The sequence below is a fragment of the Sphingobacterium sp. HSC-15S19 genome (assembly GCF_050433745.1).
GTDB classification, from domain to species: Bacteria; Bacteroidota; Bacteroidia; order Sphingobacteriales; family Sphingobacteriaceae; genus Sphingobacterium; species Sphingobacterium siyangense.
The window spans coordinates 77,434-99,584 of sequence record NZ_JBNPWQ010000026.1; the positions used below are offsets into that span (position 1 = coordinate 77,434).

At 37.7% G+C, this 22,151-nt stretch carries 21 protein-coding genes; 9 read left to right on the top strand and 12 right to left on the bottom strand.

The window, feature by feature from the left end; all coding sequences use genetic code 11:
* Window positions 1–14: 14 nt before the first annotated feature.
* Window positions 15–365 carry a DUF2200 domain-containing protein gene (locus tag L1283_RS19855; protein WP_286851962.1) on the bottom strand — a complete coding sequence of 117 codons (351 nt, stop codon included), beginning with the start codon at window positions 363–365 and terminating at the stop codon, window positions 15–17.
* A 190-nt stretch (window positions 366–555) separates the two neighbouring features.
* Between L1283_RS19855 and L1283_RS19860 the strand changes: the two genes are divergently transcribed.
* Both L1283_RS19860 and L1283_RS19865 read left to right on the top strand, forming a co-directional pair.
* Window positions 556–1,305, top strand: coding sequence for a ThiF family adenylyltransferase (locus L1283_RS19860; protein WP_075991812.1), 750 nt, complete (start codon window positions 556–558; stop codon window positions 1,303–1,305).
* Window positions 1,306–1,423: 118 nt separating this feature from the next.
* Window positions 1,424–2,116, top strand: a complete 693-nt coding sequence (locus tag L1283_RS19865; RefSeq protein WP_075991813.1) for a hypothetical protein — start codon at window positions 1,424–1,426, stop codon at window positions 2,114–2,116.
* A 2-nt stretch (window positions 2,117–2,118) separates the two neighbouring features.
* On the opposite strand, the gene L1283_RS19870 is transcribed toward L1283_RS19865, so the two are convergent.
* Complete coding sequence (locus tag L1283_RS19870) at window positions 2,119–2,880, bottom strand: response regulator transcription factor (RefSeq protein WP_075991814.1); 762 nt, start codon at window positions 2,878–2,880, stop codon at window positions 2,119–2,121.
* Window positions 2,881–3,681: 801 nt separating this feature from the next.
* Here L1283_RS19870 and L1283_RS19875 point away from each other — a divergent pair.
* From L1283_RS19875 to L1283_RS19885, 3 genes are all read left to right on the top strand, one after another.
* Window positions 3,682–6,819, top strand: a complete 3,138-nt coding sequence (locus L1283_RS19875; protein ID WP_312352228.1) for a GH92 family glycosyl hydrolase — start codon at window positions 3,682–3,684, stop codon at window positions 6,817–6,819.
* 357 nt (window positions 6,820–7,176) lie between these two features.
* Window positions 7,177–9,462, top strand: coding sequence for a GH92 family glycosyl hydrolase (locus tag L1283_RS19880; RefSeq protein WP_286850605.1), 2,286 nt, complete (start codon window positions 7,177–7,179; stop codon window positions 9,460–9,462).
* Between the two features lie 34 nt (window positions 9,463–9,496).
* On the top strand, window positions 9,497–11,743 hold the full coding sequence (locus L1283_RS19885) for a GH92 family glycosyl hydrolase (protein ID WP_145331234.1): 2,247 nt from the start codon (window positions 9,497–9,499) through the stop codon (window positions 11,741–11,743).
* 69 nt (window positions 11,744–11,812) lie between these two features.
* Here the strand turns inward: L1283_RS19885 and L1283_RS19890 are convergent, their stop codons facing one another.
* The 3 genes from L1283_RS19890 to L1283_RS19900 all read right to left on the bottom strand — a co-directional run bounded on the left by L1283_RS19890 (window position 11,813) and on the right by L1283_RS19900 (window position 12,998).
* Window positions 11,813–12,397: a GNAT family N-acetyltransferase gene (locus L1283_RS19890; RefSeq protein ID WP_145331236.1), complete on the bottom strand. Its 585-nt coding sequence runs from the start codon at window positions 12,395–12,397 to the stop codon at window positions 11,813–11,815.
* A gap of 114 nt (window positions 12,398–12,511) precedes the next feature.
* Window positions 12,512–12,742, bottom strand: a complete 231-nt coding sequence (locus L1283_RS19895) for a hypothetical protein (protein WP_075991818.1) — start codon at window positions 12,740–12,742, stop codon at window positions 12,512–12,514.
* 7 nt (window positions 12,743–12,749) lie between these two features.
* A complete protein-coding gene (locus tag L1283_RS19900; protein ID WP_088160902.1) occupies window positions 12,750–12,998 on the bottom strand; it encodes a redox-active disulfide protein 2 in 249 nt (82 codons plus the stop codon).
* 387 nt (window positions 12,999–13,385) lie between these two features.
* Here L1283_RS19900 and L1283_RS19905 point away from each other — a divergent pair, with 387 nt between their 5' ends.
* Window positions 13,386–13,886: a hypothetical protein gene (locus tag L1283_RS19905; protein WP_145331238.1), complete on the top strand. Its 501-nt coding sequence runs from the start codon at window positions 13,386–13,388 to the stop codon at window positions 13,884–13,886.
* A gap of 26 nt (window positions 13,887–13,912) precedes the next feature.
* The gene (locus L1283_RS19910) at window positions 13,913–14,788 is read left to right on the top strand and encodes a hypothetical protein (RefSeq protein WP_286850610.1); all 876 of its coding nucleotides are present in this window, start codon (window positions 13,913–13,915) and stop codon (window positions 14,786–14,788) included.
* 63 nt (window positions 14,789–14,851) lie between these two features.
* On the opposite strand, the gene L1283_RS19915 is transcribed toward L1283_RS19910, so the two are convergent.
* Window positions 14,852–15,961: a glutaminyl-peptide cyclotransferase gene (locus tag L1283_RS19915; protein WP_286850612.1), complete on the bottom strand. Its 1,110-nt coding sequence runs from the start codon at window positions 15,959–15,961 to the stop codon at window positions 14,852–14,854.
* Between the two features lie 200 nt (window positions 15,962–16,161).
* On the opposite strand from L1283_RS19915, the gene L1283_RS19920 reads away from it, so the two are divergent.
* Window positions 16,162–16,932 (top strand): DUF72 domain-containing protein, encoded by a 771-nt coding sequence (locus L1283_RS19920; RefSeq protein WP_145331244.1) that lies wholly within the window; start codon window positions 16,162–16,164, stop codon window positions 16,930–16,932.
* 12 nt (window positions 16,933–16,944) lie between these two features.
* Here the strand turns inward: L1283_RS19920 and L1283_RS19925 are convergent, their stop codons facing one another.
* The 6 genes from L1283_RS19925 to L1283_RS19950 all read right to left on the bottom strand — a co-directional run bounded on the left by L1283_RS19925 (window position 16,945) and on the right by L1283_RS19950 (window position 21,529).
* Window positions 16,945–17,145, bottom strand: coding sequence for a hypothetical protein (locus L1283_RS19925; protein WP_286850616.1), 201 nt, complete (start codon window positions 17,143–17,145; stop codon window positions 16,945–16,947).
* A 142-nt stretch (window positions 17,146–17,287) separates the two neighbouring features.
* Window positions 17,288–17,608: a hypothetical protein gene (locus L1283_RS19930; protein ID WP_088160907.1), complete on the bottom strand. Its 321-nt coding sequence runs from the start codon at window positions 17,606–17,608 to the stop codon at window positions 17,288–17,290.
* A 32-nt stretch (window positions 17,609–17,640) separates the two neighbouring features.
* Window positions 17,641–17,955 (bottom strand): hypothetical protein, encoded by a 315-nt coding sequence (locus L1283_RS19935; protein ID WP_286850617.1) that lies wholly within the window; start codon window positions 17,953–17,955, stop codon window positions 17,641–17,643.
* A 330-nt stretch (window positions 17,956–18,285) separates the two neighbouring features.
* Window positions 18,286–19,344, bottom strand: coding sequence for an L-dopachrome tautomerase-related protein (locus tag L1283_RS19940; protein ID WP_286850620.1), 1,059 nt, complete (start codon window positions 19,342–19,344; stop codon window positions 18,286–18,288).
* A gap of 317 nt (window positions 19,345–19,661) precedes the next feature.
* Window positions 19,662–20,315, bottom strand: a complete 654-nt coding sequence (locus tag L1283_RS19945; protein ID WP_286850622.1) for an alpha/beta hydrolase — start codon at window positions 20,313–20,315, stop codon at window positions 19,662–19,664.
* Between the two features lie 149 nt (window positions 20,316–20,464).
* Complete coding sequence (locus L1283_RS19950; protein ID WP_088160911.1) at window positions 20,465–21,529, bottom strand: NADH:flavin oxidoreductase; 1,065 nt, start codon at window positions 21,527–21,529, stop codon at window positions 20,465–20,467.
* Between the two features lie 112 nt (window positions 21,530–21,641).
* Here L1283_RS19950 and L1283_RS19955 point away from each other — a divergent pair, with 112 nt between their 5' ends.
* Complete coding sequence (locus L1283_RS19955; RefSeq protein WP_075991827.1) at window positions 21,642–21,989, top strand: winged helix-turn-helix transcriptional regulator; 348 nt, start codon at window positions 21,642–21,644, stop codon at window positions 21,987–21,989.
* Window positions 21,990–22,151: the final 162 nt, after the last annotated feature.

Here is a 22,151-nt window from a genome sequence, read left to right on the forward strand (position 1 = left end):
AATCGTAGCAGGGCTTACTTTCTCAAAATTTTTTCCATGGATCTACCTTTGGCCAGTTCATCAATTAATTTATCGAGATAACGAACCTTCTGAACCAGCTGATCTTCAATATCCTCAATGCGATAGCCACAGATTACACCAGAGATCTTTGAAACATTCGGGTTTAAGCAAGGTGCTTCTTTAAAGAAATGTTCAAAGTCAATTTTATCGTCAATCGTTTGCTGTAACGATATGGGGTTATAGCCGGTAAGCCAGAAAATGATTTCGTCGACCTCTTCTTTTGTGCGTCCTTTTCTTTCGGCCTTTTGTATATAAAGCGGGTATACACCAGCAAATGACATGCGATATATTCTTGTATTATACATTTTTACACGTTGATTTTATTAAAGGTATTCATTTTGAATGAAAATAGAAACAAAGGATAGTTGGCTAAATTAAGCATGATCATTGCTAATTGCTGCTACGTAACTATAAAATTTACTTAGCAATTTCTTTAATAATAATATAAATTATAATTCTATCTTTATGTGATACAAAATTATTGAAAGATTATATATGGATTTGAGGTATATTCGAAATAACATACATATTAAAGAAGAGGATCAACAACGTATCAAAGACTTTCCTGTGCTGATAGGAGGGTGTGGAATAGGTAGTTACATTGCAGAGTGCTTATTGCGTATGGGTTTCGAAAATTTGACAATTGCCGATGGAGATGTTGTCGAATTGACAAATCTAAACAGACAAAATTACACAAGCAAGGATATTGGTATTAAGAAAGTATTTGCTTTGCAGGAACGTTTAAATTCAATTAACCCGCAAGCCAAAATAACCGTGTTTTCTGAATTTATTAACAAAGATAATCTATATAATATCGATATTAACCATAAGGTTGCCATTAATGCGTTGGATTTTTCTTCTGATATTCCTTTTGTTTTTGACCAGTATATGGCGAAAAGAAATATACCGGTAGTACATCCTTATAATTTGGGCTGGGCAGGATTTTTAACAGTTCTTCCACCTGAAGGTCTTAATTTACATTCACTGGAAAAGGCTCACAAGACATTTGAATTAAATGTCGGTAAATTTATTGTAGAAAGTTTAAAAACAAAGGGAATAGAAACGAAATGGTTTGAGGAATTTTTGGTAGAATATGGTAAAATAGCGCTGAAGTCTTCTCCTCCGCAGTTATCATTAGGTCTGTATTTATTATCGGGAATGGTTAGTCATATCGTATTTAATTTAGCGACATCTAAACCTGTAAAATTCTTTCCAGATTCCTATTATTTATCAATGATTAGTTGAACTTAATATAATTGAAAAAAACATTCGTTCCATTACACTTTTGTGTAGTAAATTTGTCTATGTGGGAATTTAAACGAAAAGTCTTTATTTTTATAATTGCATATCGAATAACATTTGCATGAACTGGACGCCTGAAAATTATTATTTTACCAAGCTTAATAAAAACGAACTTCCTGAACTTATTCATTTTTATTTAGTAACGACTCAGCAGCATTACAAACTGGATAGTTATTCCGAAGAGGAATATGCGTTTGACTTTGAGTCATTGATAGGAGAGGATCAGATTTTTTTTGATCGTTCCATTTATTATGTGCTTCGAAGTAAGCTTGATGACTGTATTCAGGCATCCATTAGAATTACATTTTGGGATAAGGAAACGAGTTTGCCGATTCAGAAATTATTTGATATCGAGACAGAAAGTTTGTTAATTCCGCATGTAAAGAATTTTTGGCACATTGGGCGTTTCGTAATTTCTGGAAAGATAATAGGTAATCGGATCAATATTCTGAAAAAGATGCTTTTTGACGCATTTTATGGCCCTTATAGCCTTGGTAGCGGACTAGTCATTGCGGAATGTGATCGAAAGGTGGTAAATACGCTTCGAAAATTAGAAATAGAATCTTTTGAACTTGGTGATCCAATTATCTACCTCTATTCTGAGACATTACCGATCTATATTAAATCAGAATGGCTGGACACTTTTATTGAGAAAAATAAATATTCCCAATTTAGTATGGGAAACCAGGTCGATATTCAAAAATTTGTTGAGATGTCTAAACTAATGCTGTTATGTGCAAAAAATAGTGAATAACATTAGAAAAGAGATAGTTCAATTGCTAATGCTGTAGCTTCTGTAATGCTTTTAACTTTCAGTTTTGAAAATATTTGTTTTTTATGAAATTTTACTGTATCAATTGATACATAAAGTCGATCTGCTATTTGATCCATAGTAAGACCCTGTGCGGAAAAAAGAAGAATATCCTTTTCACGGGGTTTCAATTTAATGCGAGGAGTTTCTACCCAAATATCTTTATCCAAATCATATTCAAACTGTTTCCCATCCTCATCAGATTTAAATCTAATGTTTCCCGAGTTTGCATGTGAAGATATAGAAACCAAGCAGAGCGCGATCCAGGGGTTAGAAAATTTATCCAGGAGCAGAGGTTTTAGTTTATGGTTTACTAATAGTGGTTTATTTCCAGGTTGTTTTAAATGAAAATCGTAAGATATCGAGAATTTTAAGCGATCTTCGGCATCCAAATCTCCAAAAAAGTCAAAACCAACGTCGTTGATCTTTTTTAGTAAATGTAAATCGCTCTCAGGGACATTATTCACATAGTGGTAATAGCCTTCCCGCATGACTTCCGCAGGAGTGCTTCCACACAAAAAGATTGGGTTATCAGAAACAAATAAAAAGCTTTTCTTTGAATAGTCAATTAAATATATACTCTGGTAGGTTAACCTGCTTAAGGATTTGGCAAAATTTATAAAGGCTTCGACAATCTCATAATCATCTTTGCTAAAGTCGTCTTTAACTTGTACCGGCTTGAAAAAATCTTCAATCTTAATTTTCATAGTGTAAATTACAAAGATGATCCGCAATCGCTTTTGAATACCACGTAAAATCGATGTTGTCCTGGCGTGCAAGTTACAAAAATAAGGGCATAATCTCAATTTATACGCTAGTAATAGGCTTTTTTACGTTCCTATCCTTACTTTGTAATCATCGTCAACGTTAATAGTTGAACTTGTTTAAAATATTAAATCTCTATCCAGCAATGAAATAAGTTTCTACACAAATGTGTAGAATATTGTTTATGATGATAATACAAAAGATAATACTCTTATCTTTAAGGTCTCAAAGCAAATAATTGTATAAATATAACTTATTAGATCCAAATAGCCAATAGTAATTATTGCTTTGCTTGAGTTTTGACAAAGTTTTAATCCTAGAATAATGAACTCTAGGTAAATTATTGCCATGTGCACCCTTCTATTAAGCTTTTTTATCATAAATAATCTGTAGAAACACTTTTCTAAGTAAAGACAATTTTTCCCCGAAAACTAGGAAACAGGATCGATATGGCGCAAACTACAAATTGACCTAACTTTCCTATCCAAGAATCAAAACCTTTCATTTTCCCAGCTTGTGTCAATTAGATTCAGTTCATTTTTTTTCTTTCAGTATGTATATACATTTTAATTTTATTCATTTGATATTTGTTTTTTTTGTAGTAATATTGTGCTTAAAGTTTTGCTTTTAAACGTTTTTGTAGATTATTAATGTATGTACAATGTGATGTATTTTGTGAATTGTTTCGTGCATTTTATGAGGAAAGCAACTGATGTAATTAAAAATTATAAAATCTGATACTTATGAAATTACGTTTCTCACTTTCTTTTGCCGCCGGTCTGTTGTTCATGTGTGCTCAGTCTGTTGTTGGCCAGGAGCACACAATATGGCAATTGGGAAATTCAGACGGTTCAAGCAGCGAATTTGCCTTGTCCCCGAATGGATATAAGAAATTTTTGGAACATGATTTTGGTTATGAAGACAATGCGTTTATCATAGGTCAATCTTCTTTAACAAGGGATTTACCCTATGTATTGCCCGGTCCGGCCAATGAATGGGGCGGGACTGGAGGAACTTCTGGTCTGAGAACACATTTTTTGAATTTATACTATGTGTTAAACAATAGTATAAAAAATGGTCAGTGTACACTTCAGGTTAAATTGGCCAATAGTGATCCAAAAAATGAACCTACACTACAGATCGTAATCAATGGTAAGCCCTATAATTTTGAGGTGGAGCGGGGAGCAGGAAATGGTGAGCCGCTAGAGAATCCTTTAAAATCTGGAAATTCTACGATAAATATACCATTGCCAGCTGATCTCATTAAGAAAGGCGGAAATCAGATTACCATGACTGTCATAAAGGGAGGTTGGGTTGAATTTGATTCCTTTAAACTGCTGGGGCCACAGCAAGTAAAGCTAATAGCCAATCATTCTGTAATTGTTAAAAATGTACAGCAAGCTGAATTTGAGATCTTAAATGCAGGGAAACCCGTCCAAAATATGTTGGTTGATCTCTTGAAATTGAAAGATGATGAACAGTTGAAAGTAGTCTTAGATGGAAAGAAAATTTATGAGAAAACACGTGAAAAAGGTGCAGCGAAATTGGAAATACCAATGCCTTATGTCGCTAAGGATATATGGAGTAAGTATGAAATTTATTGTAATGGGCAATTAATACAGTCTTCAACAATCAAGCGGGGCCCAAAAAGACTAGGTGGAGTTTCAGATTATGTGAACACGATGATGGGTGCAGCACATTCCAGATGGATGATAGCCCCGGGACCATGGATGCCTTTTGGCATGGTAAAGATAAGTCCAGATAACCAAAATATTGGCTGGCAGGCAGGTTATGAACCTTCTATCGAATCTATTGGTACATTTAGCCATATTCACGAATGGACAATGGCTGGATTGGGAACATTTCCGACAGCAGGTCAATTGAAGACTCGGGTCGGAGATCAGTACAGTACAAATTCAGGATATCGATCAGCAATAGATAAAACCAGCGAAAAAGCTCCATTGGGATATTATGCTGTTCATCTCCTTGATCACGATATCGACGTAAAATTGACGGCTGGTACACGTTCCAGTTTTCAACAATATACCTATCATAAGTCGGACACAGGACGTATCATGATTGATCTCAAGGTTAACGGAGAATATGATTATAAAATTAAAGATTTCTCGCTGAAAAAGGTTTCTGACTATAAGGTTGTGGGATACAGTAATCAATTATCTGAAAACGTTTGGTCCACGGATGCAAAACAGGATTATGTCGTATACTTTGTGATGGAGTTTGATAAACCTATCATAAACTATGGCACATGGCATAATGATCGGTTGACTGAACGGGCTGATTTGGTTGCTGATAGCGCTCAATTTGCGGGAATGTACGTGGAATTTGATGTGCATAAAGATAAGGCTGTACAACTGCGCACAGGGATTTCTTATGTGAGCTTAGCCAATGCAGAGGAGAATCTAAAAACGGAACTGTCGGAGCCATTCGGATGGTCCATTGATCGGGTCGTGGAAAATCAACATAAAGTTTGGGATGAACTTTTAAGTAGATTGGCGATAAAGTCTTCAGACTATTTTGAAAAAGAGAAATTCTATACCAACATGTATCGCACTTTGGCAAGCCGAAACACATTCAGTGATGTGAATGGTCAATGGAGATCTTCGGATGAAGTGATACGAACTTTAGCCCATAAAGGGGATCTCGCTTTAGGCTGTGATGCTTTCTGGAATACCTTTTGGAATTTAAATCAGTTTTGGAACTTGGTTACGCCGGAATGGTCCAATAAATGGGTTAGATCGCAACTTGCGATGTATGACGCAAATGGCTGGCTGGCGAAAGGGCCGGCTGGAATGGAGTATATTCCCGTCATGGTTGCAGAACATGAAATACCGTTAATTGTTGGGGCATACCAGATGGGGATTAGAGACTACGATACTGAAAAGGCATTTGAAGCTGTTAAAAAAATGCAGACAACAAGTCCATTGAAATTTGAAGGTGGTTTTGCAGGTAACAGGGACTTGGATGTCTATTTAAAATATAAGTACGTTCCCTATGATTTGGGCCGGTTTTCCAATTCAATGGAATATAGTTTTGACGACTGGACAGTTGGGCAGTTCGCAAAATCGTTAGGAAAGGAGCAGGAGTACAATTATTTTAATGATCGCGGAAACTGGTGGAGAAACGCGATAGATGTCAGTAGTGGCTATGCTCGGATGAAGGATTCAAAAGGAGAATGGTATAAAGATTTTGATCCTTTTAAATCGGGAGCTAACCATCATTATGTAGAAGGAAATGCATGGCAACTGACTTTTTTTGTGCCACAGGATATTCCTGGGTTAGCTAAAATGATCGGACAGGATGTGTTTTTAAAACGATTGGAATGGGGATTTCCAGAAAGTGAAAAATGGCGCTATAATGGCCCTAATGATCAATATTGGGATTATCCTGTTGTTCAGGGAAATCAGCAATCAATGCATTTTGCCTATATTTTTAATTGGTTGAATAAGCCCTGGTTGACACAAAAATGGAGCCGCTCTATAGGTGAGCGCTATTATGGCCAAGGGGTTTCGAATGCTTATCTCGGCGATGAAGACCAGGGGCAAATGAGTGCTTGGTATATCATGAATGCTATTGGTTTATTTCAGATCGATGGCGGAACAAGGGTCAAACCAATTTATGAAATAGGAAGCCCACTCTTTGAGGAGGTTAAGATTAGATTGGATGGTAAATATGGAAGAGGTGAACAGTTTATTATCAAAGCGAAAAATGCAAATAAGAAAAATATATATGTGCAACGCGCAACGTTAAATGGAAAACCGCTCAATACCTTTTATTTTGATGCTTCCGAATTGCTAAAAGGAGGAGAGCTCGTCTTAGAAATGGGCGCTACCCCGAATAAACAATGGGGACTGTATCAATAAAAAATATATTTACTGCTAGATCTCAATAGACCGAGTTGACCTATAACAATGATTTGTTAAAATTTGGTTAAACTAAGAGACCTGATATAAGAAACTCATTTTTGATGACGTTATATCAGTAGTTTCATAATTTAGGTTAATAATTGGTTAGTTAGTAAAAGCCTGAAGTTCCCCACTTCAGGCTTTTGTTGTTATTGACAATCATAAATCTCTTTGCTTAACATGTATAGTTTTGCTAAATCCTATTAACAAACGTAAAATCATCGATATAACCATTTATAAGATTTGTAAATCTTTGCGATTATCTGTAGTATTGTAGGTACACGCTAAAATGCGCGGCCTATGGTGTTTGCTTGAATGAAAGCAATTAACAATGGCGTCTATCAAGATTATATGATCAAATCTATTCGTTTTTTACTTTTAGGATTATTTCTTTGGGAGAACGTTTCTGCCCAAAAGCTTCCTACAGACTATGTCAACCCGTTTATCGGTACCAGCAATTATGGAACAACTAATCCGGGTGCTCAGGTTCCCAACGGCTTGATGAATGTTTCTCCGTTTAATGTAATGGGATCATCACTTAATGCATTTGATAAAGATGCAAGATGGTGGTCTACTCCCTATGAACATAGCAACAGTTATTTTACAGGTTTTTCTCATGTTAATTTAAGTGGGGTAGGATGTCCAGACATGGGAAGTTTGTTGTTGATGCCAACTTCAGGTAAATTAGAGGTTGATTATCATCAATATGGAAGTACCTATACGCAGGAGGTTGCCCATCCGGGGTATTATAGCAATGTGTTAAAGAAATACGGTATCAAAACCGAAGTTTCAGCGACAACCCGTGTAGGTGTTTCTAAATTTACTTTTCCAAAAGGACAGGCAAATATCCTGCTTAATTTGGGCGAAGGTTTAACAAATGAAACGGGAGCAACAGTTCGTTACGTAAGTGATACCGAAATAGAGGGATCTAAATTGTTGGGCTCCTTCTGTTACACGAACAATCAGGCTGTTTATCCAATCTTCTTTGTTATGCGTGTCAATAAAAAACCGTCAAAAAGAGGATATTGGAAATTCCAGCGTGCCGGAGAAAAATGGGAAAACGATTGGAATAAAGATGCCGGAAAATATAAAATTTTTACGGACTATACCGATCAGCTTTCCGGCGATGATCTTGGCGCATATTTTAGTTTTGATTTCAAAGAAAATGAAAGCTTAGAAGTACAGCTGGCCGTATCATTTGTGAGCGTTGAGAATGCGCGTAAAAATCTAGATGCTGAGCAAGCAGACTTTAGCTTTGAAAAAATACAAAAGAATGCAGCTTCGCTTTGGAACAATGCATTGTCAAAGATACAGGTAGAAGGTGGTACAGAGGACCAAAAAACAGTGTTCTATACAGCATTATATCATGCCATGATTCATCCAAATATCTTGCAGGATGTAAACGGAGAATATCCGGCAATGGAAAGTCGGAAAACACTTGTTGCAGATCACAATCGTTACACCGTGTTTTCGCTATGGGATACGTACCGAAATGTTCAGCCTTTAATGTCACTGGTTTATCCCGATAAGCAAGTGGGCATGATACGTTCCATGATCGATATTTATAAGGAAAGTGGTTGGATGCCCAAATGGGAGTTGTATAGCCGAGAAAGCTATACTATGGATGGCGACCCTGCAGTACCAGTGATCGTCGATGCATGGATGAAAGGCATTCGGGATTTTGATATCAATACAGCTTATGAAGCGTTTGTGAAATCGGCAACGACTACGGACTCCACGAATAAAATTAGACCAGACAATGCGGACTATGTGAAGTATGGGTATGTTCCACTGCGCGATTCATTCGATAATTCGGTATCTCATGCCATTGAATATTATGTTGCAGATTGGAATCTAGCGCAGTTGGCTGGTTCATTGGGGAAAACCAAAGATGCCCAGCTTTTTGCTAAGCGAGCACAAGGATATAAACATTATTATTCTTCGGAGTATGGGACTTTCAGACCTATTCTTCCTAACGGCGAGTTTTTAAGTCCATTTAGCCCATTAATGGGCGCCAATTTTGAACCTAATCATGGTTTCCATGAAGGTAACGCCTGGAACTATAGTTTTGCCATACCATTTGATATCCCTGGTTTGGTGAAATTGATGGGCGGAAAGCAAAAATTTGTGGATAGACTGCAGGCAACGTTTGATAAAGGGTATTTTGATGTTACCAACGAACCAGATATGCTGTATCCACATGTGTTTTCAGAAATCAAAGGAGAAGAATGGCGTACCCAAAAATTGGTTAAAGAAATTTTGGAGAAACATTTTACAAACAGTCCTGGGGGGATACCGGGAAATGACGATACGGGAACAATGTCTACATGGGCTTTAATGAACATGATTGGAATCTATCCTTTTTGTCCAGGTAGACCAGATTATACCGTTGTAACACCTGTATTCGACAAAGTGACCATCCAGCTCGATAAGAAATATTATCCAAACGGCGACAAAGTGACGATAAGACGTCAAAAAGAGGGTGCTGGTGATTATATCAAAAAGATCGTTATCGATGGAAAACCATTCAATGGATTTAAAATCAACCATCAAACTTTGGTCAACAGTAAGGATATTCTAATCGTTACTGGAAATAGATAATTAGGCAAACTAAACTGAAAAACTGATCTACACGATGAAATATATTAATTATGCGGTCTGTGCAGGCCTTTTGTCCTTAATTGGTTGTGCTTCACTAAAAAACTCCGATAAGACTTCTTATGTCGGATATGTAAATCCTTTTATTGGAACGGATTTTACAGGCAATACATATCCTGGAGCACAGTCACCTTTTGGAATGGTACAGCTTAGCCCAGATAATGGACTACCCGGCTGGGACCGTATTTCCGGATACTTTTATCCCGACAGTACGATTTCTGGTTTTAGCCATACACATTTAAGTGGAACTGGTGCCGGTGACTTGTACGACATATCTTTTATGCCGGTTACCTTACCATATCATGAAGCCGCGGCTCCCTTAGGTATACATTCCAAATTTTCGCATAAAGACGAAAAGGCTCACGCCGGATACTATCAGGTAAAACTTACTGATTACGATATAAATGTGGAGCTGACAGCAACGGCACGCTGCGGCATTCAACGTTATACCTTTCCAAAAGCCGAGTCTGCTGTATTTTTAGACTTAAAGAAAGCAATGAATTGGGATGCTACCACGGATTCGCACATCGAAGTGGTTGATTCTGTCACTATTCGTGGTTATCGTTTTTCGGAGGGCTGGGCAAGGGGCCAACGCGTTTATTTTGAAACTCGGTTTTCTAAGCCTTTTATGGCCGTTCATATCGATAGTTCAGCAATATTATCCAGCGCTGATACAACGGCAAAAAGTGCAAAACGCATTGGTACAGCATTCAAAGCACGTTTTGATTTCAAGACAGCAGCTGGAGAACAAGTGACTTTAAGTACGGCCCTTTCGGGTGTAAGTATGGAAGGCGCTTCCAAAAACTTAAAAGCAGAAGTTCCAAAAGATGACTTTGATTATTATGTAAAGGAGGCCGAGCAAAATTGGAATCACGAATTGGGTAGGGTAGCGATCGAGACCAAAGACAAAGAGGAGCAGGTTAAGTTCTATACAGCGTTATATCATTCCATGTTAGCACCGACGATTTTCGGTGATGTTGATGGTGCATATATGGGGGCTGACCGGAAGGTACATCAGGCCGAAGGTTGGACCAATTATAGCACGTTCTCACTTTGGGACACTTATAGAGCCTCGCATCCATTATTTACGTATATCGACCCTAGTCGAGTAAATGATATGATTAAGTCCTTCATCGCCTTTTATGAACAGCACGGCCGATTACCGGTATGGAATATTTACGGGAGTGAAACGGATATGATGATTGGGAATCACGCCATTCCTGTCATTGTAGATGCATATTTAAAAGGAATCGGTGATTTTGATGCATCAAAAGCGTTAGAAGCTTGTGTTGCCACAGCTAATATTGACAATTATCGGGGCATAGGTCTGTATAAGAAACTAGGCTATGTGCCTTATGATGTCAAAGATGAATACAATGCCGAAAACTGGTCCCTATCAAGAACGCTTGAATATGCCTATGACGATCATTGCATCGCAATGATGGCCGATAAGATGGGAAAGAAAGAGATTGCAGGAACATTTTTTGCAAGAGCTCAAAATTATAAAAATGTGTATAATCCGGCTACTTCATTTATGCAACCTCGAGATAGCCATGGTAAGTTTATTACCCCATTTGATGCGGAGGAATATAGTGCGCATATTTGTGAAAGTAATGCATGGCAATATTTTTGGTCTGTGCAACATGATATCCCTGGATTGATTAAACTCGTTGGTGGACAAGAGCGCTTTGGACAGAAGTTAGATAGCATGTTTACATTTCATCCTTCTGACACCAGCAAGCTTCCAATTTTTAGTACAGGAATGATTGGGCAGTATGCGCATGGTAACGAGCCGAGCCATCATGCACTCTATTTATTCAATGCCGTTGGACAGCCTTGGAAAACGCAGCAATATGCGGCAGAGGTAATGAACAAACTTTACTTGAATACACCTTCGGGATTAAGTGGAAATGATGACTGCGGGCAGATGTCGGCTTGGTATGTATTCAGCTCATTGGGATTTTATCCTGTAGATCCCATAAGTGGAAAATACGAAATCGGTACCCCTTTATTTGAAAAAGCTGAATTGAAGTTGTCCAATGGAAAGAAATTTACCGTGAAAGCTAACCATGTCAGTAAATCCAATATTTATATACAAGCCATTACGATCGATGGTAAGCCTCTTGAAACAAGTTATATCACACATGAACAAATTATGTCCGGAGCGACATTGGTGTTAGAAATGGGTGAAAAACCAGGGCCAGTATGGTACAAAAATAAATAGGATCAATAGGTCTATAGGTCTTCTTAAGTGAAGCCTTCAAATAATTAAGAGAAGCCTCCCAATGAATGTTTAATCGTTTCGGAGGCTTTTTATTTTGTCTGCTGGAACAATCAGGTTTTTGTAAAAGTATGTCGTGCTACACCATGTTCCATTCGGGAAGAGCGCATAATTTGGGATATCTCCGACTATCGTCCAGCCACATTTTTGATACATAATATAAGCCGGGCTATCGGTTACAGTATCTAGTACCAATAGTGTCTTATTTAGATCAATGGCTTTATTTTCAATGTGTTGAAGTAAATTTTGTGCAATGCCCATTCTTCGAAAGTCAGTATGGACTAACATTTTGGCTACATCTGCACGATGTGTCTGATTTGATGGGAGGTCGATTTGCAGTTGAACAGTTCCTGCGATTCGATGGGTAAAGGCATCTCTTGCAATAATCAATATTATTTTCTGTTCCTTGACCTTGTTCAGTACATCAGTCCAAAATTTTTTTGCCTGTTCAACTGTTAGATCTTCCATGAAACCTACGGAGGCACCTCCTTGGACAATATTAAAAGTCAGGTCTACTAGTTCGGAAATTAAGTTAATGCTAGATTCTTTGACTTCTTCAATGACAAAATCTGTATGGGAAATAGGTGTGGAACTCATGTGTTTGATTGGAGACGAGATATAGAAAAGGTATTGATCGCGATGTTATGTAAGAAAAAACATTCTGGTCATGATCGGCTTGGCTCTTCTGGTGAGAATCATATTTAAGAATCGTTACTCGTTGCGGGTGAATGCAAAATAGATGACATATAACCAGCCAAGTATTCCATGAATTAAAGCCCAAAGTATAGATTTGTTGCGATCCCATGAGGTGACAACGGCAATTACAGAACCGAGTCCAATACCCGATTGTGTGATCGTCTGTGTCGTTGATTTACTTATCTCTTGACCAAATGCGATATCCGCGATGAAAATAAAGAATACGAATAATGAGAGGTGTTTCATGACGAATTTATTGAGCTCCTCTTATTTTGAGTTCTTCATTGATTTCTTTTATTCTTTTAAAATTCAGAATAACAATGGGAGATAAGGCGAAAGGAATGGCCATCAGTGCACTGAATCCTTTGCTAATTGAGGTATAAATTCCCATGCCTAATAGGATAAAAAGCATGGTTGTGAGCATCCAAGTAATTACCAGGGCAGTTTTTTTGTTGGTTTGAAGCTCTTCGTCAGTCATTCCGTTTAAAGGTCTATTATTCATATTTCGGTGGTTTATAGTCTCTAAGTTCCGTAATTCTTTTTAAGAAACAAAGTTTTCTGCGTTAAATGATGTGTGAATCTTGTTAAATATAACGTTTTTCTTGTTTTTCTTAAAAAAAGATTAATTAAATGGCTAAAATAGTAGGTTTTGAAGGAGCTTTTTTCTTAATAACAGAGCATAAGGTGATTATTATGGATTCCATTTTTTAAAAGAGCAACTTTCTCAACTTTCTGGGTAACGAACAATTTGTGTAAAGTAGGTATAAGCGTATTGTTTTGAGCAAGTGGATTGTGCGGAGAATAACGAATCTTAAAACAAAGACCACGAATATTAAACGAGACGGAAATACTGTTTTAAAAAGCTGTTATTTGTGAAAAAAATCAAGAAATGAGAATGCTAGCTTTAATCTTTATGCTATTTACCATGTGTTCCTGTAGGGGTAATTTGGAATCGGGGTACAACGTGAAAATGGCTAAGCTCTTTCATAGCTGTCGAGAAAAAATGGATGAGAGCTATGGAAAATTGCTGGAAGGGGAATATGATGTCGATAAATCAGACTATTCCTATCACATGAAATTGAATGAGGCACGTGCTTTGAGTAGTTACATAAAAGGAATAAAATGCGAAGCTTCTCAATTGAAATACAGTAAAACTGCCGAAAGTTTTCACATCGCTACAATTGGTTATATGACGGAGATCGTTGATGGATATGGTGTTTTATTAATTAAATATATTGATGAACAGAAAAAAGGGACTCGGAAAAGTCTGTTGCGGGAGATTACTGATGAAAAAGAGAAAATTGCAGCCTTAGCTGAGTCGTGTTTAGGACATCAAATAGCCTTCTTGAATCGAGCTGGAATAAAAGTAGATAGTCAAAAAGGAAAGTAGTTGAAATATATTTTAATTTTATAACAATGTTAAAACTAAAAAATAAGTGGTATTTGCTTATCATTTTACCTATGATGGCATTGTCCTGTAAGAGCAAAATAGCTGCGCATCAGCCAATACCCCCGTATTCATTGGCTGATACTGTGAAACCCGATTGGTATCGCGAATCCTATGGTCAGGTTGTGATGATCGACAATGATTTTGTGACTCAGAAAAACGGCAGTTATTTAATAGATCTTCCTTTGCAGATCGTGCCAGATTCCACTTACGTTTTCTTTTTGAGTACTAGAATTCCATTGGAGTTACTAAAAAGGTCAACTGAATTCTATCCCGATCTTCAACATTTTGTACTGATTGTCCCCGATTGGAAGTATTATGATGAGGTCGCCAAAGAAGCCTCGAAAAACGGAATGTGTATAGAACCTGCGACGACCAATTTTTATTATTCCATAAAAAGAGAGGATGGTGCGGTTAAAGTCGACAGTATCCGGCTTTCTGGTGAAGATAACGCGAGGTTTGATTTTGTTAAACCAATTTCACCTAAAGGCATGCTTACCGTTTATCGAAGAGAAAGTTACGGATCGGTTTGTTGCCCGCGTGACCCCAAGTGGGATAACGTCGATAAAGATGAGCTCTTTATACGTGAGTTTGAACACCGCAGTCACCTGAACGTGACCAAAGGGAGGTATGTGCAGATGGAAGGGAAAGAAGGCGAAAAAAGTATCTATTATACTTTACCAGGATTATCTTCAGCACAGCGATTGGAATTTTTAGCAGATAAGTATACGGAATGGGTTGTCAATAAAGATATGGAGGCAAAGACGTTTATGCCACAGTTATTTACACCCCAAATTGTACCTATGGTAACCGAAGGTTTTAACAAAATGAAAGAATTACCATAAAGTTAGCGATACCGAAATTTGAATGTTTCCATAACAATACGCTGTTTTTAAATGGAGATAAAGCTATTCTGTTAGCTTTATCTCGAACATTTTATCCCAGTTTTTACCGGTAACAAAGAAAGTGTTTGATCTTTTATTGTAGGCGATACCATTTAATACGTCTAAATCCACATGTTGTGTTACATGTTCACGTAATTTAGATAGATCGACTAAAGCCTCCACTGCACCTGTTTTAGGGTCGATCCGTCCAATGACATCCTCCATAAAGAAATTTGCATAGATTTTTCCTTTTACCCATTCCAGTTCATTGATTTGATCCACCATGGCTGTGTTCGTTGCTGCACGGATATAATCCATTTTTGAGAAGTCATTTGGATTCAGCGTATAGATATAATCAGAACCATTGGACATGTATAAGTTTTTACCGTCAGAAGTTAAACCCCAGCCTTCCATTGGCTGAAAGTAAGGAAGTGTTTTAATAACAGAAAGGCTGTTTATATCGTATAGGTAGGCTAGATTGTTTTTATAAGTCAACTGATATAATTTTCCATTTAGGACGGTGGCACCTTCGCCAAAAATTGAATCATCCAATTCAATTTTTTTGGTGGGTTGACCCGTTTTTGGATTAACAATACGAACACTCGATTTACCTTTATTTCCGCTTGGACCAATCCCATTCCCGGTACTTTCGATCAAATTATCCCTGTAGAACTCCAATCCCTGTGTGAAAGCTTTGATATCATGGGGGTAAATATTCACAATGCTATAGCTTAGCAAAAGCGGAGGAGTGGACGCGAATAGATCGATGTTGACCGAATTTTCTTCTCGTTTTCCAGCACTAAATACGACAGCTTTAATAATCTGCTTGCCAAATTTCTCCTGTTTTAATGAATAACGGAAAGGTTCATTTCCGATTACTTGACCAATCTTTTTATCGTTTATAGTGTAAATAACAGAGTCCATTTTCGGCGTTTTTTCGCTGTCCACCTTTAAGATCAGATCCTCGCCCTGCGTATAGCTCTGTTTGATTTTGTTAAAGGTAAATGTCGGATTTTCATCGGCATATTCGGGCTGAGAGCTTGAAGTTGTATTTGTATTGTTACTTTTATTTCCGGTACAACTGCCCAAAATGGTGCCAATAACGAAAAAAATGAGGTAAGATTTTTTGTGCATTGATAGAGGGTGCTTGATTAATTATCCGCTAATAAACTAGAAAACGAGTTGAGTATACATAGCTGTTGCTGTAATACTCGTTTCTCAAACTTAGATAAATTGTTTTTTATATGCAATTTAATTGCTGATCAATACAAAAGATAATTTGTCTGTGAAAGAAAAAAATGAACAATTACATGCTAGCCGATTGTTATAAAGGTATGGAAAGATTATATTTTACTGGAACGAGCGGTATCCTTTTGCCTTACAAGAATAAAAGCTACTATCCTGAGGAGTTTCAGGATAAAAGTCGATTGGCTGTATATAGCTTATTATTTAATTCATTGGAAGTAAACAGTTCTTTTTATAAAATCCCCAGAGAAGAAACCGTCAGAAGATGGTCCGAAGAAACGACCGATGACTTTCGTTTTACGTTTAAACTATGGAAAGGAATTACACATCAAAAAGAACTCAAATTTGATCCACAGGATGTCGCTAGATTTCTATCCGTTATTGACGCTGTCGGCCAAAAGAAAGGGTGTTTGCTCATACAATTACCACCATCTTTTAAATTTGCTTCTATTGGATTGCTTGCTGAATTGCTGGATTGTATTGCTCAGGACAAGAGAAGTGAAGGGTGGCCGATCTGTGTAGAATTTAGGGATCCAGTTTGGTATAGGGAAGAAACTTCTGAACTGTTAAAATCTTATAATATGAATCTGGTTATTCATGATAAGAATATGCAAGGTATGCGTCTTCAATACGCAGATGCAAATGCAAACATAATCTATGTGCGATTCCATGGCCCAAATGGTGACTATAAAGGAAGCTATACGGACAACATATTGTTTGAATACAGCACCTATATTAACGACTGGATTGCAGAGGGAAAAGAAGTCTATACTTATTTTAATAATACAATCGGAGCGGCACTTTCTAATCTGAATACATTAGCCAAGTATATCACAGCGCGCAAAATATTTCCTACTTAAAAAGTGTCTTTTTTAAAGTGCACTGCCACGGATATATTCCGTTCCCATGTAGCCGTCCCAGCCTTCATGTTCACGCATAATCCGCTGATAAGCTGCGGTCAATGCCTGAACCTTCGTAAATAAGGGGATACCTCTCCGGATGCAGTCGTGATCAGCGTAAGTCCCTGCATTATCGTACCATTGTAGCCACGTAAGTAATTCTTGTCTCTTCATAAGCGTTAATCTATCGAGTAGCGTCTTATCTTTTAAGCCATAAGCTGATAACGCCAATCCTTGCGATGCGATTCCATAGCTAGAATTTTTGGAAGCTGATGCGCTATGATCTGTTTAATAAGAGATTCCATAATTTGAAATTTTAGTTGTTAAAGATGAGTTGTGCGTGGGTATTCGAAAAGTCATTATATCTTCTTTTCATGTGGATACGCAGGATTTCTTTATGTATATACGCGACAGCCTTTAATTTGGAAAGCTGCTGCACGCCATTTTCAACACATTTGCGATCTGTATAGTTTCCTTTTGGATCATGCCATTGCAGCCAATCAAGGAGTATTTCTCTTTCTAGTTTCTCGAGTCTCTGTTGTAAGCCGATTAATTCACTTTCCCGAAGTTGTTCTCGCCAGTCAGACCAGATCGGACCTGACACTATACCTCGTTTCTCTTTGAATTTGTTTTCCATATTTTACGTCGAATTTGAAGATCTAAAATTTGTTAGATGACTAGCTTACTGATAATAGCATTGCCAAGTTTACTTTTCATAAATAGCTCAATTTGTTTCAGCAATTCTGGACTTACTTCGGGGACTCTTTCTAAATCTCGTATAAACCACTTCTGAATAACAGGCGTTTGTTTGGAACTTTGGTCAAATTTTACGACTTCAGCCCGTGATGATTTTCCTGTAGGATCATAGTATGACCACAGTACAATGAAAATCGTATTCGGATCTTCATCGGGATAAGGAGTATGAAAGCGAACGATGTCACCTACGTGTAATTCCTTATTGTCATATGCTGCGCTGTGTTCCATAAAAGCGTTGTCTAAAACTGATATTCAAATATACTAAAAATATTAGTATTAAAAAGTTTTTGCTAAAAATTTTATACTTTATCTAAGAGGCCGTTGTTTTTTATAATTGGAGGCATGTCTCGGTGATTTGTTCTCTTACTTCGATTTTATTGTTTTTATTAAGTTGAATTTCAGTACCTTATCTTGTGACTGGGGAAAGTGGACAAATATAAAGGGGAACTATTTGAAGGGAATTTTGTTAAGGCTGCGCATGGGATAATACCTAGGTAAAAAGTAGATGTGTTAGCGCGAGTTTTATGCTTCAGCACGTCACTTATTGTAACTTTCTTTTCAAAATTTCGGTAATTTGACTTTAAAGACATAATATGGCAACTCTACCTTATCAACTCCTTTATTCCATTGCGGGTCTTTAAAGAGCTGAGCACAGGAGAAATAAAGGTATCCATCTCCGCTGATGCCCATAGAATCGGGCCAAAGTATTCGGGAGTCCTGTACCAGGGTATTCACATTTCCATCAGGATTTAAATACTTAATACTATAATCTATTGACGATGTTAGGTAAATATTTCCAACGCTATCTGCGAGTAAGCCATGTGTAATTCCGACTTCCCCTTTGTCTTCTACTTTTTCTTCCAATTCTTGATCCGTCAGCCTTGCGTCCGCTAAAAATTCTGTTGCAATACAATACAGATGGGTTTGATTGATCGGTTTGAAATATAGATATTTAAAGTCGTGACTTATTGCTATGCCATTCACGTTGGAAGAAAATGGTTTTCCATTATCATTACGCATATCATTACCGTTATAGCTTAATATTACTTCAGGATCAGCCAGCGTAAAACGGCTTCCAGTTAAAGCCTTTCTAGTCTGTCCAGTTTTGAGGTCTAAAATAATGATGGCCGCTTGGCCGGGATCGGAGAGATAGGCTAAATTTCGCTTCTGGTCAATGCGCATATCATTTAGACCTGATTTGGTTTTATCAAGGTCACCGAAACGATAAATATGTTCAATTTGATTTGTATTTGTATTGATTTTTAATAATTTAAAATGGCCTTGAGTTGATTTTTCATCTTTTCCGAAAATTGATCCAGCAGCAGATGGTTTAGAATCCAACACCCAGAGATTGTCCTCGGTATCGACAAATATATCCTGGACATTTACAAAGAGGGAATTCTCTTTTCCTTTTAAATTCCATTCTTCATTTGGATAAGGAACAGGTTTTCCATTGATGATTTCAGTAAGTGCATACTGAAAATTTTTCGCTTGTTTTGGGAAGGAAACAAATAATCGATTGCTGGAGGTAACGCTCACACCGATCGGACGGTACGGACCTAAGGCTGCTGCGACCTCCAGTTTCGGGGCTGTAGTGTTATTGACTTGTGCCAGCATAGTGAGAAAAAAGATGTGACAGAATAAAAAACTTAATATGAACCGTGTTCGCATATTCTTGTTATAATTTAACCTAACTATATTGCTTTTGACTGGTCCCACTAAGTAATAAAGGGGGATTTTTAGCTTCATAAAGAGACCGCTCTCTCATAGAAGAACCTTCTATTCTCAATTATTGTTTGTCCTTTTCTCCAAATAATACTTTTTTACACTGATCAGCATGTCGTGCGACTAATGCCGATACGAATCCACGTGGATTTAATTTTCTGAGCGACTAGAAAAGTTGGGATTGGTCTCGGTGATTAAAAGTTGGTGATTTACGAACAAATTTCTTGCAAGAGTTTTTCAACTTCCTGGGCATGAGTGACCGTCATAAAATGTCCCGAACCCTTAATGATAAAGTTGGGCTTTACATTTTTGATGGGGATAATACGATCGCTACTACCGTGTATATGAATTAAATTGTCCGGAACCGAATTGTTTTTCCATTGTAGAATTTGATGTATTGCCCAGGCCATAAAGATTGGATCTGTATCCTTTAGGATTTGTTTTAGCAGTAAAGAATCTTCTTTGCAGCCTATACCAAAAAAATAATCCGACAGAAAGCTATGGGTCTTGAGCAATGCATTAGGGACAAATACGTTCAGCTTGAGTCTACCCGCTAATCGATACAGTACGGGTAATTCATACCGTCCTTTGGCCGAAGCTAGCAGAATAACTCGTTGAACAGTTATAATTTTGGCAATTTCCATTGCAAGCATTCCTCCGAAAGAAAGCCCAATGAGGATGGGTTGCGCTGCGGTAATTTTAGCAGATATTCTTTTTGCATAAATAGATAATGGTTCATTAAGGCTTGGTGTAATCCAATCCAGATAGGTTATATCAAGCGAGCCAAAGTCTATCTTGCTGAATACACGTTGATCTACACCCAATCCGCTGATGACATATATTTTGCTTGCGGTGATTTTCATTTAATCAAGTGTTTGTATCCATTTGTGGAGACAAGTTAATGAATTATCGCTATAAAACAGGGGCAAAAAATTGATTCGAAAATCAATTTTTTGCCCCTGTTTATAATATTGAATAACGTAATTTTAATCCACCTAATTGCGCCGGCTTACTAAGATAAGCTCGCCAAGCTCTTAGCTTCAAAAGTCGATAATTCGTTGTATTTTTCGGCCTTTACTTTCTTCACCCAATTGGGGTCTTGTAAGATGGCCCTGCCTACAGCTACAAGGTCAAAATCGCCACGTTCATAACGACGAACCAGTTCGTCCAGTGAAGCGGGAGAGGACTTGAATTCAGAATTGGTAAATACTTCACCAAAGTCTTTGTCAAGACCCACAGATCCAACTGTGATTGTGGGCTGTCCTGAAATCTTTTTGAGCCATCCAGCAAAATTTAAGTCACTGCCTTCAAATTCCGGCTCCCAATAACGACGTTGGCTTCCATGAAAAATGTCCACACCGGCATCCGTCAATGGTAGGATCCAATCTTCCATCGCTGTAGGGGTAGGGGCAAGCTTGGCTGTATAGTCCTGTTGTTTCCATTGTGATAAACGTAGAATAATCACAAAATCAGGTCCGACCGCTTTTCGCATTGCTTTTACGACCTCAACGGCGAATTTAGAACGCTCCTTAATTGTTTTTCCACCAAATTCGTCTGTTCTGTGGTTCATCCCTTCCCAGAAAAATTGGTCGATCAGATAACCATGGGCCCCATGGATTTCAAAAGCATCAAAACCGAGGTCTTTTGCAGATTTAGCAGCGTCAGCGTAAGCCTGTATTGTGGCCTCTATATCCGCTAATGTCATTGTATCTGGGCTTTCAAACGCAGCAGGCGGAGTCCATTGCATAGGGGTATAACCAACATGCCATAGTTGAGGGGCTATTTTTCCGCCTTTTTCGTGCACAGCATCGACGATATTTTTCCAGCCGCCCAATGCTTGGTCACCGTAAAAGTTTGGAATATCCTTTAAATTCTTTGATGAAGGTCTTTCAATAACTGTACCTTCCGTCAAAATTAAACCAACATCTCCCGCGGCACGACGCTCGTAATAACCCGCTACAGCGCTGTCGGGAATCCCATCCTTAGAAAATGCTCGCGTCATGGGCGCCATTACAAAGCGGTTTTTGAGTGTTAAATTTTTATACTCAAATGGATTAAAAAGTGTTTGTATGCTCATTTTTCTTGTTTTAAATCGTGAATCTTCACAAAGATATTTTAAATAGTGTATATTTGTAACTATTATTGGTATAAACTAGTTACCTTTGCGTAACTATTTTGAATATATTCAAATGAAAAGGACTGAATTTAAAAGTTGTTCTTGCGCGATGCAGCGTTCTATGGCAATTTTAGGTACCCGATGGAAGCCCGTGATTATCTATACTTTGCGCGATCGAAAAGCCCGATTTGGCCAATTGGATGCGCTTATCGAAAACATTTCTCGGAAAGTCCTTACCAGTTCATTAAAAGAATTGGAAGAGGATGGTGTAATTTTGAGAGAAGAGTACAGGGAGCTTCCGCCACGTGTAGAGTATTCTTTGACAGAAAAAGGCAAGGCATTAATACCTATTATGTGCCAATTGGCAAAATGGAATGAAGCCTACTATCAAGAGCCTGTGTCAACTGAATTGATCGCGTAGAAATTACAATCTAAATACATAGATCTTGCGTAGTATTTACGCTGATCGCTGCCGGATGGACTAGTATTGAATATTCCGACAAAAGTACACCACGGGTTCCGGACGAAAGTACACCAGATTTAGTGACCAATAACCCGAGCTATTTTACAACTGGATTGTATT

What these genes read in the sequence shown, in the direction of transcription:
- L1283_RS19855 (WP_286851962.1), bottom strand. Translation starts at nt 365, where the DNA reads ATGTATAATACAAGAATATATCGCATGTCATTTGCTGGTGTATACCCG.
- L1283_RS19860 (WP_075991812.1), top strand. Translation starts at nt 556, where the DNA reads ATGGATTTGAGGTATATTCGAAATAACATACATATTAAAGAAGAGGAT.
- L1283_RS19865 (WP_075991813.1), top strand. Translation starts at nt 1,424, where the DNA reads ATGAACTGGACGCCTGAAAATTATTATTTTACCAAGCTTAATAAAAAC.
- L1283_RS19870 (WP_075991814.1), bottom strand. Translation starts at nt 2,880, where the DNA reads ATGAAAATTAAGATTGAAGATTTTTTCAAGCCGGTACAAGTTAAAGAC.
- L1283_RS19875 (WP_312352228.1), top strand. Translation starts at nt 3,682, where the DNA reads ATGAAATTACGTTTCTCACTTTCTTTTGCCGCCGGTCTGTTGTTCATG.
- L1283_RS19880 (WP_286850605.1), top strand. Translation starts at nt 7,177, where the DNA reads ATGAAAGCAATTAACAATGGCGTCTATCAAGATTATATGATCAAATCT.
- L1283_RS19885 (WP_145331234.1), top strand. Translation starts at nt 9,497, where the DNA reads ATGAAATATATTAATTATGCGGTCTGTGCAGGCCTTTTGTCCTTAATT.
- L1283_RS19890 (WP_145331236.1), bottom strand. Translation starts at nt 12,397, where the DNA reads ATGAGTTCCACACCTATTTCCCATACAGATTTTGTCATTGAAGAAGTC.
- L1283_RS19895 (WP_075991818.1), bottom strand. Translation starts at nt 12,742, where the DNA reads ATGAAACACCTCTCATTATTCGTATTCTTTATTTTCATCGCGGATATC.
- L1283_RS19900 (WP_088160902.1), bottom strand. Translation starts at nt 12,998, where the DNA reads ATGAATAATAGACCTTTAAACGGAATGACTGACGAAGAGCTTCAAACC.
- L1283_RS19905 (WP_145331238.1), top strand. Translation starts at nt 13,386, where the DNA reads ATGAGAATGCTAGCTTTAATCTTTATGCTATTTACCATGTGTTCCTGT.
- L1283_RS19910 (WP_286850610.1), top strand. Translation starts at nt 13,913, where the DNA reads ATGTTAAAACTAAAAAATAAGTGGTATTTGCTTATCATTTTACCTATG.
- L1283_RS19915 (WP_286850612.1), bottom strand. Translation starts at nt 15,961, where the DNA reads ATGCACAAAAAATCTTACCTCATTTTTTTCGTTATTGGCACCATTTTG.
- L1283_RS19920 (WP_145331244.1), top strand. Translation starts at nt 16,162, where the DNA reads ATGGAAAGATTATATTTTACTGGAACGAGCGGTATCCTTTTGCCTTAC.
- L1283_RS19925 (WP_286850616.1), bottom strand. Translation starts at nt 17,145, where the DNA reads ATGAAGAGACAAGAATTACTTACGTGGCTACAATGGTACGATAATGCA.
- L1283_RS19930 (WP_088160907.1), bottom strand. Translation starts at nt 17,608, where the DNA reads ATGGAAAACAAATTCAAAGAGAAACGAGGTATAGTGTCAGGTCCGATC.
- L1283_RS19935 (WP_286850617.1), bottom strand. Translation starts at nt 17,955, where the DNA reads ATGGAACACAGCGCAGCATATGACAATAAGGAATTACACGTAGGTGAC.
- L1283_RS19940 (WP_286850620.1), bottom strand. Translation starts at nt 19,344, where the DNA reads ATGCTGGCACAAGTCAATAACACTACAGCCCCGAAACTGGAGGTCGCA.
- L1283_RS19945 (WP_286850622.1), bottom strand. Translation starts at nt 20,315, where the DNA reads ATGAAAATCACCGCAAGCAAAATATATGTCATCAGCGGATTGGGTGTA.
- L1283_RS19950 (WP_088160911.1), bottom strand. Translation starts at nt 21,529, where the DNA reads ATGAGCATACAAACACTTTTTAATCCATTTGAGTATAAAAATTTAACA.
- L1283_RS19955 (WP_075991827.1), top strand. Translation starts at nt 21,642, where the DNA reads ATGAAAAGGACTGAATTTAAAAGTTGTTCTTGCGCGATGCAGCGTTCT.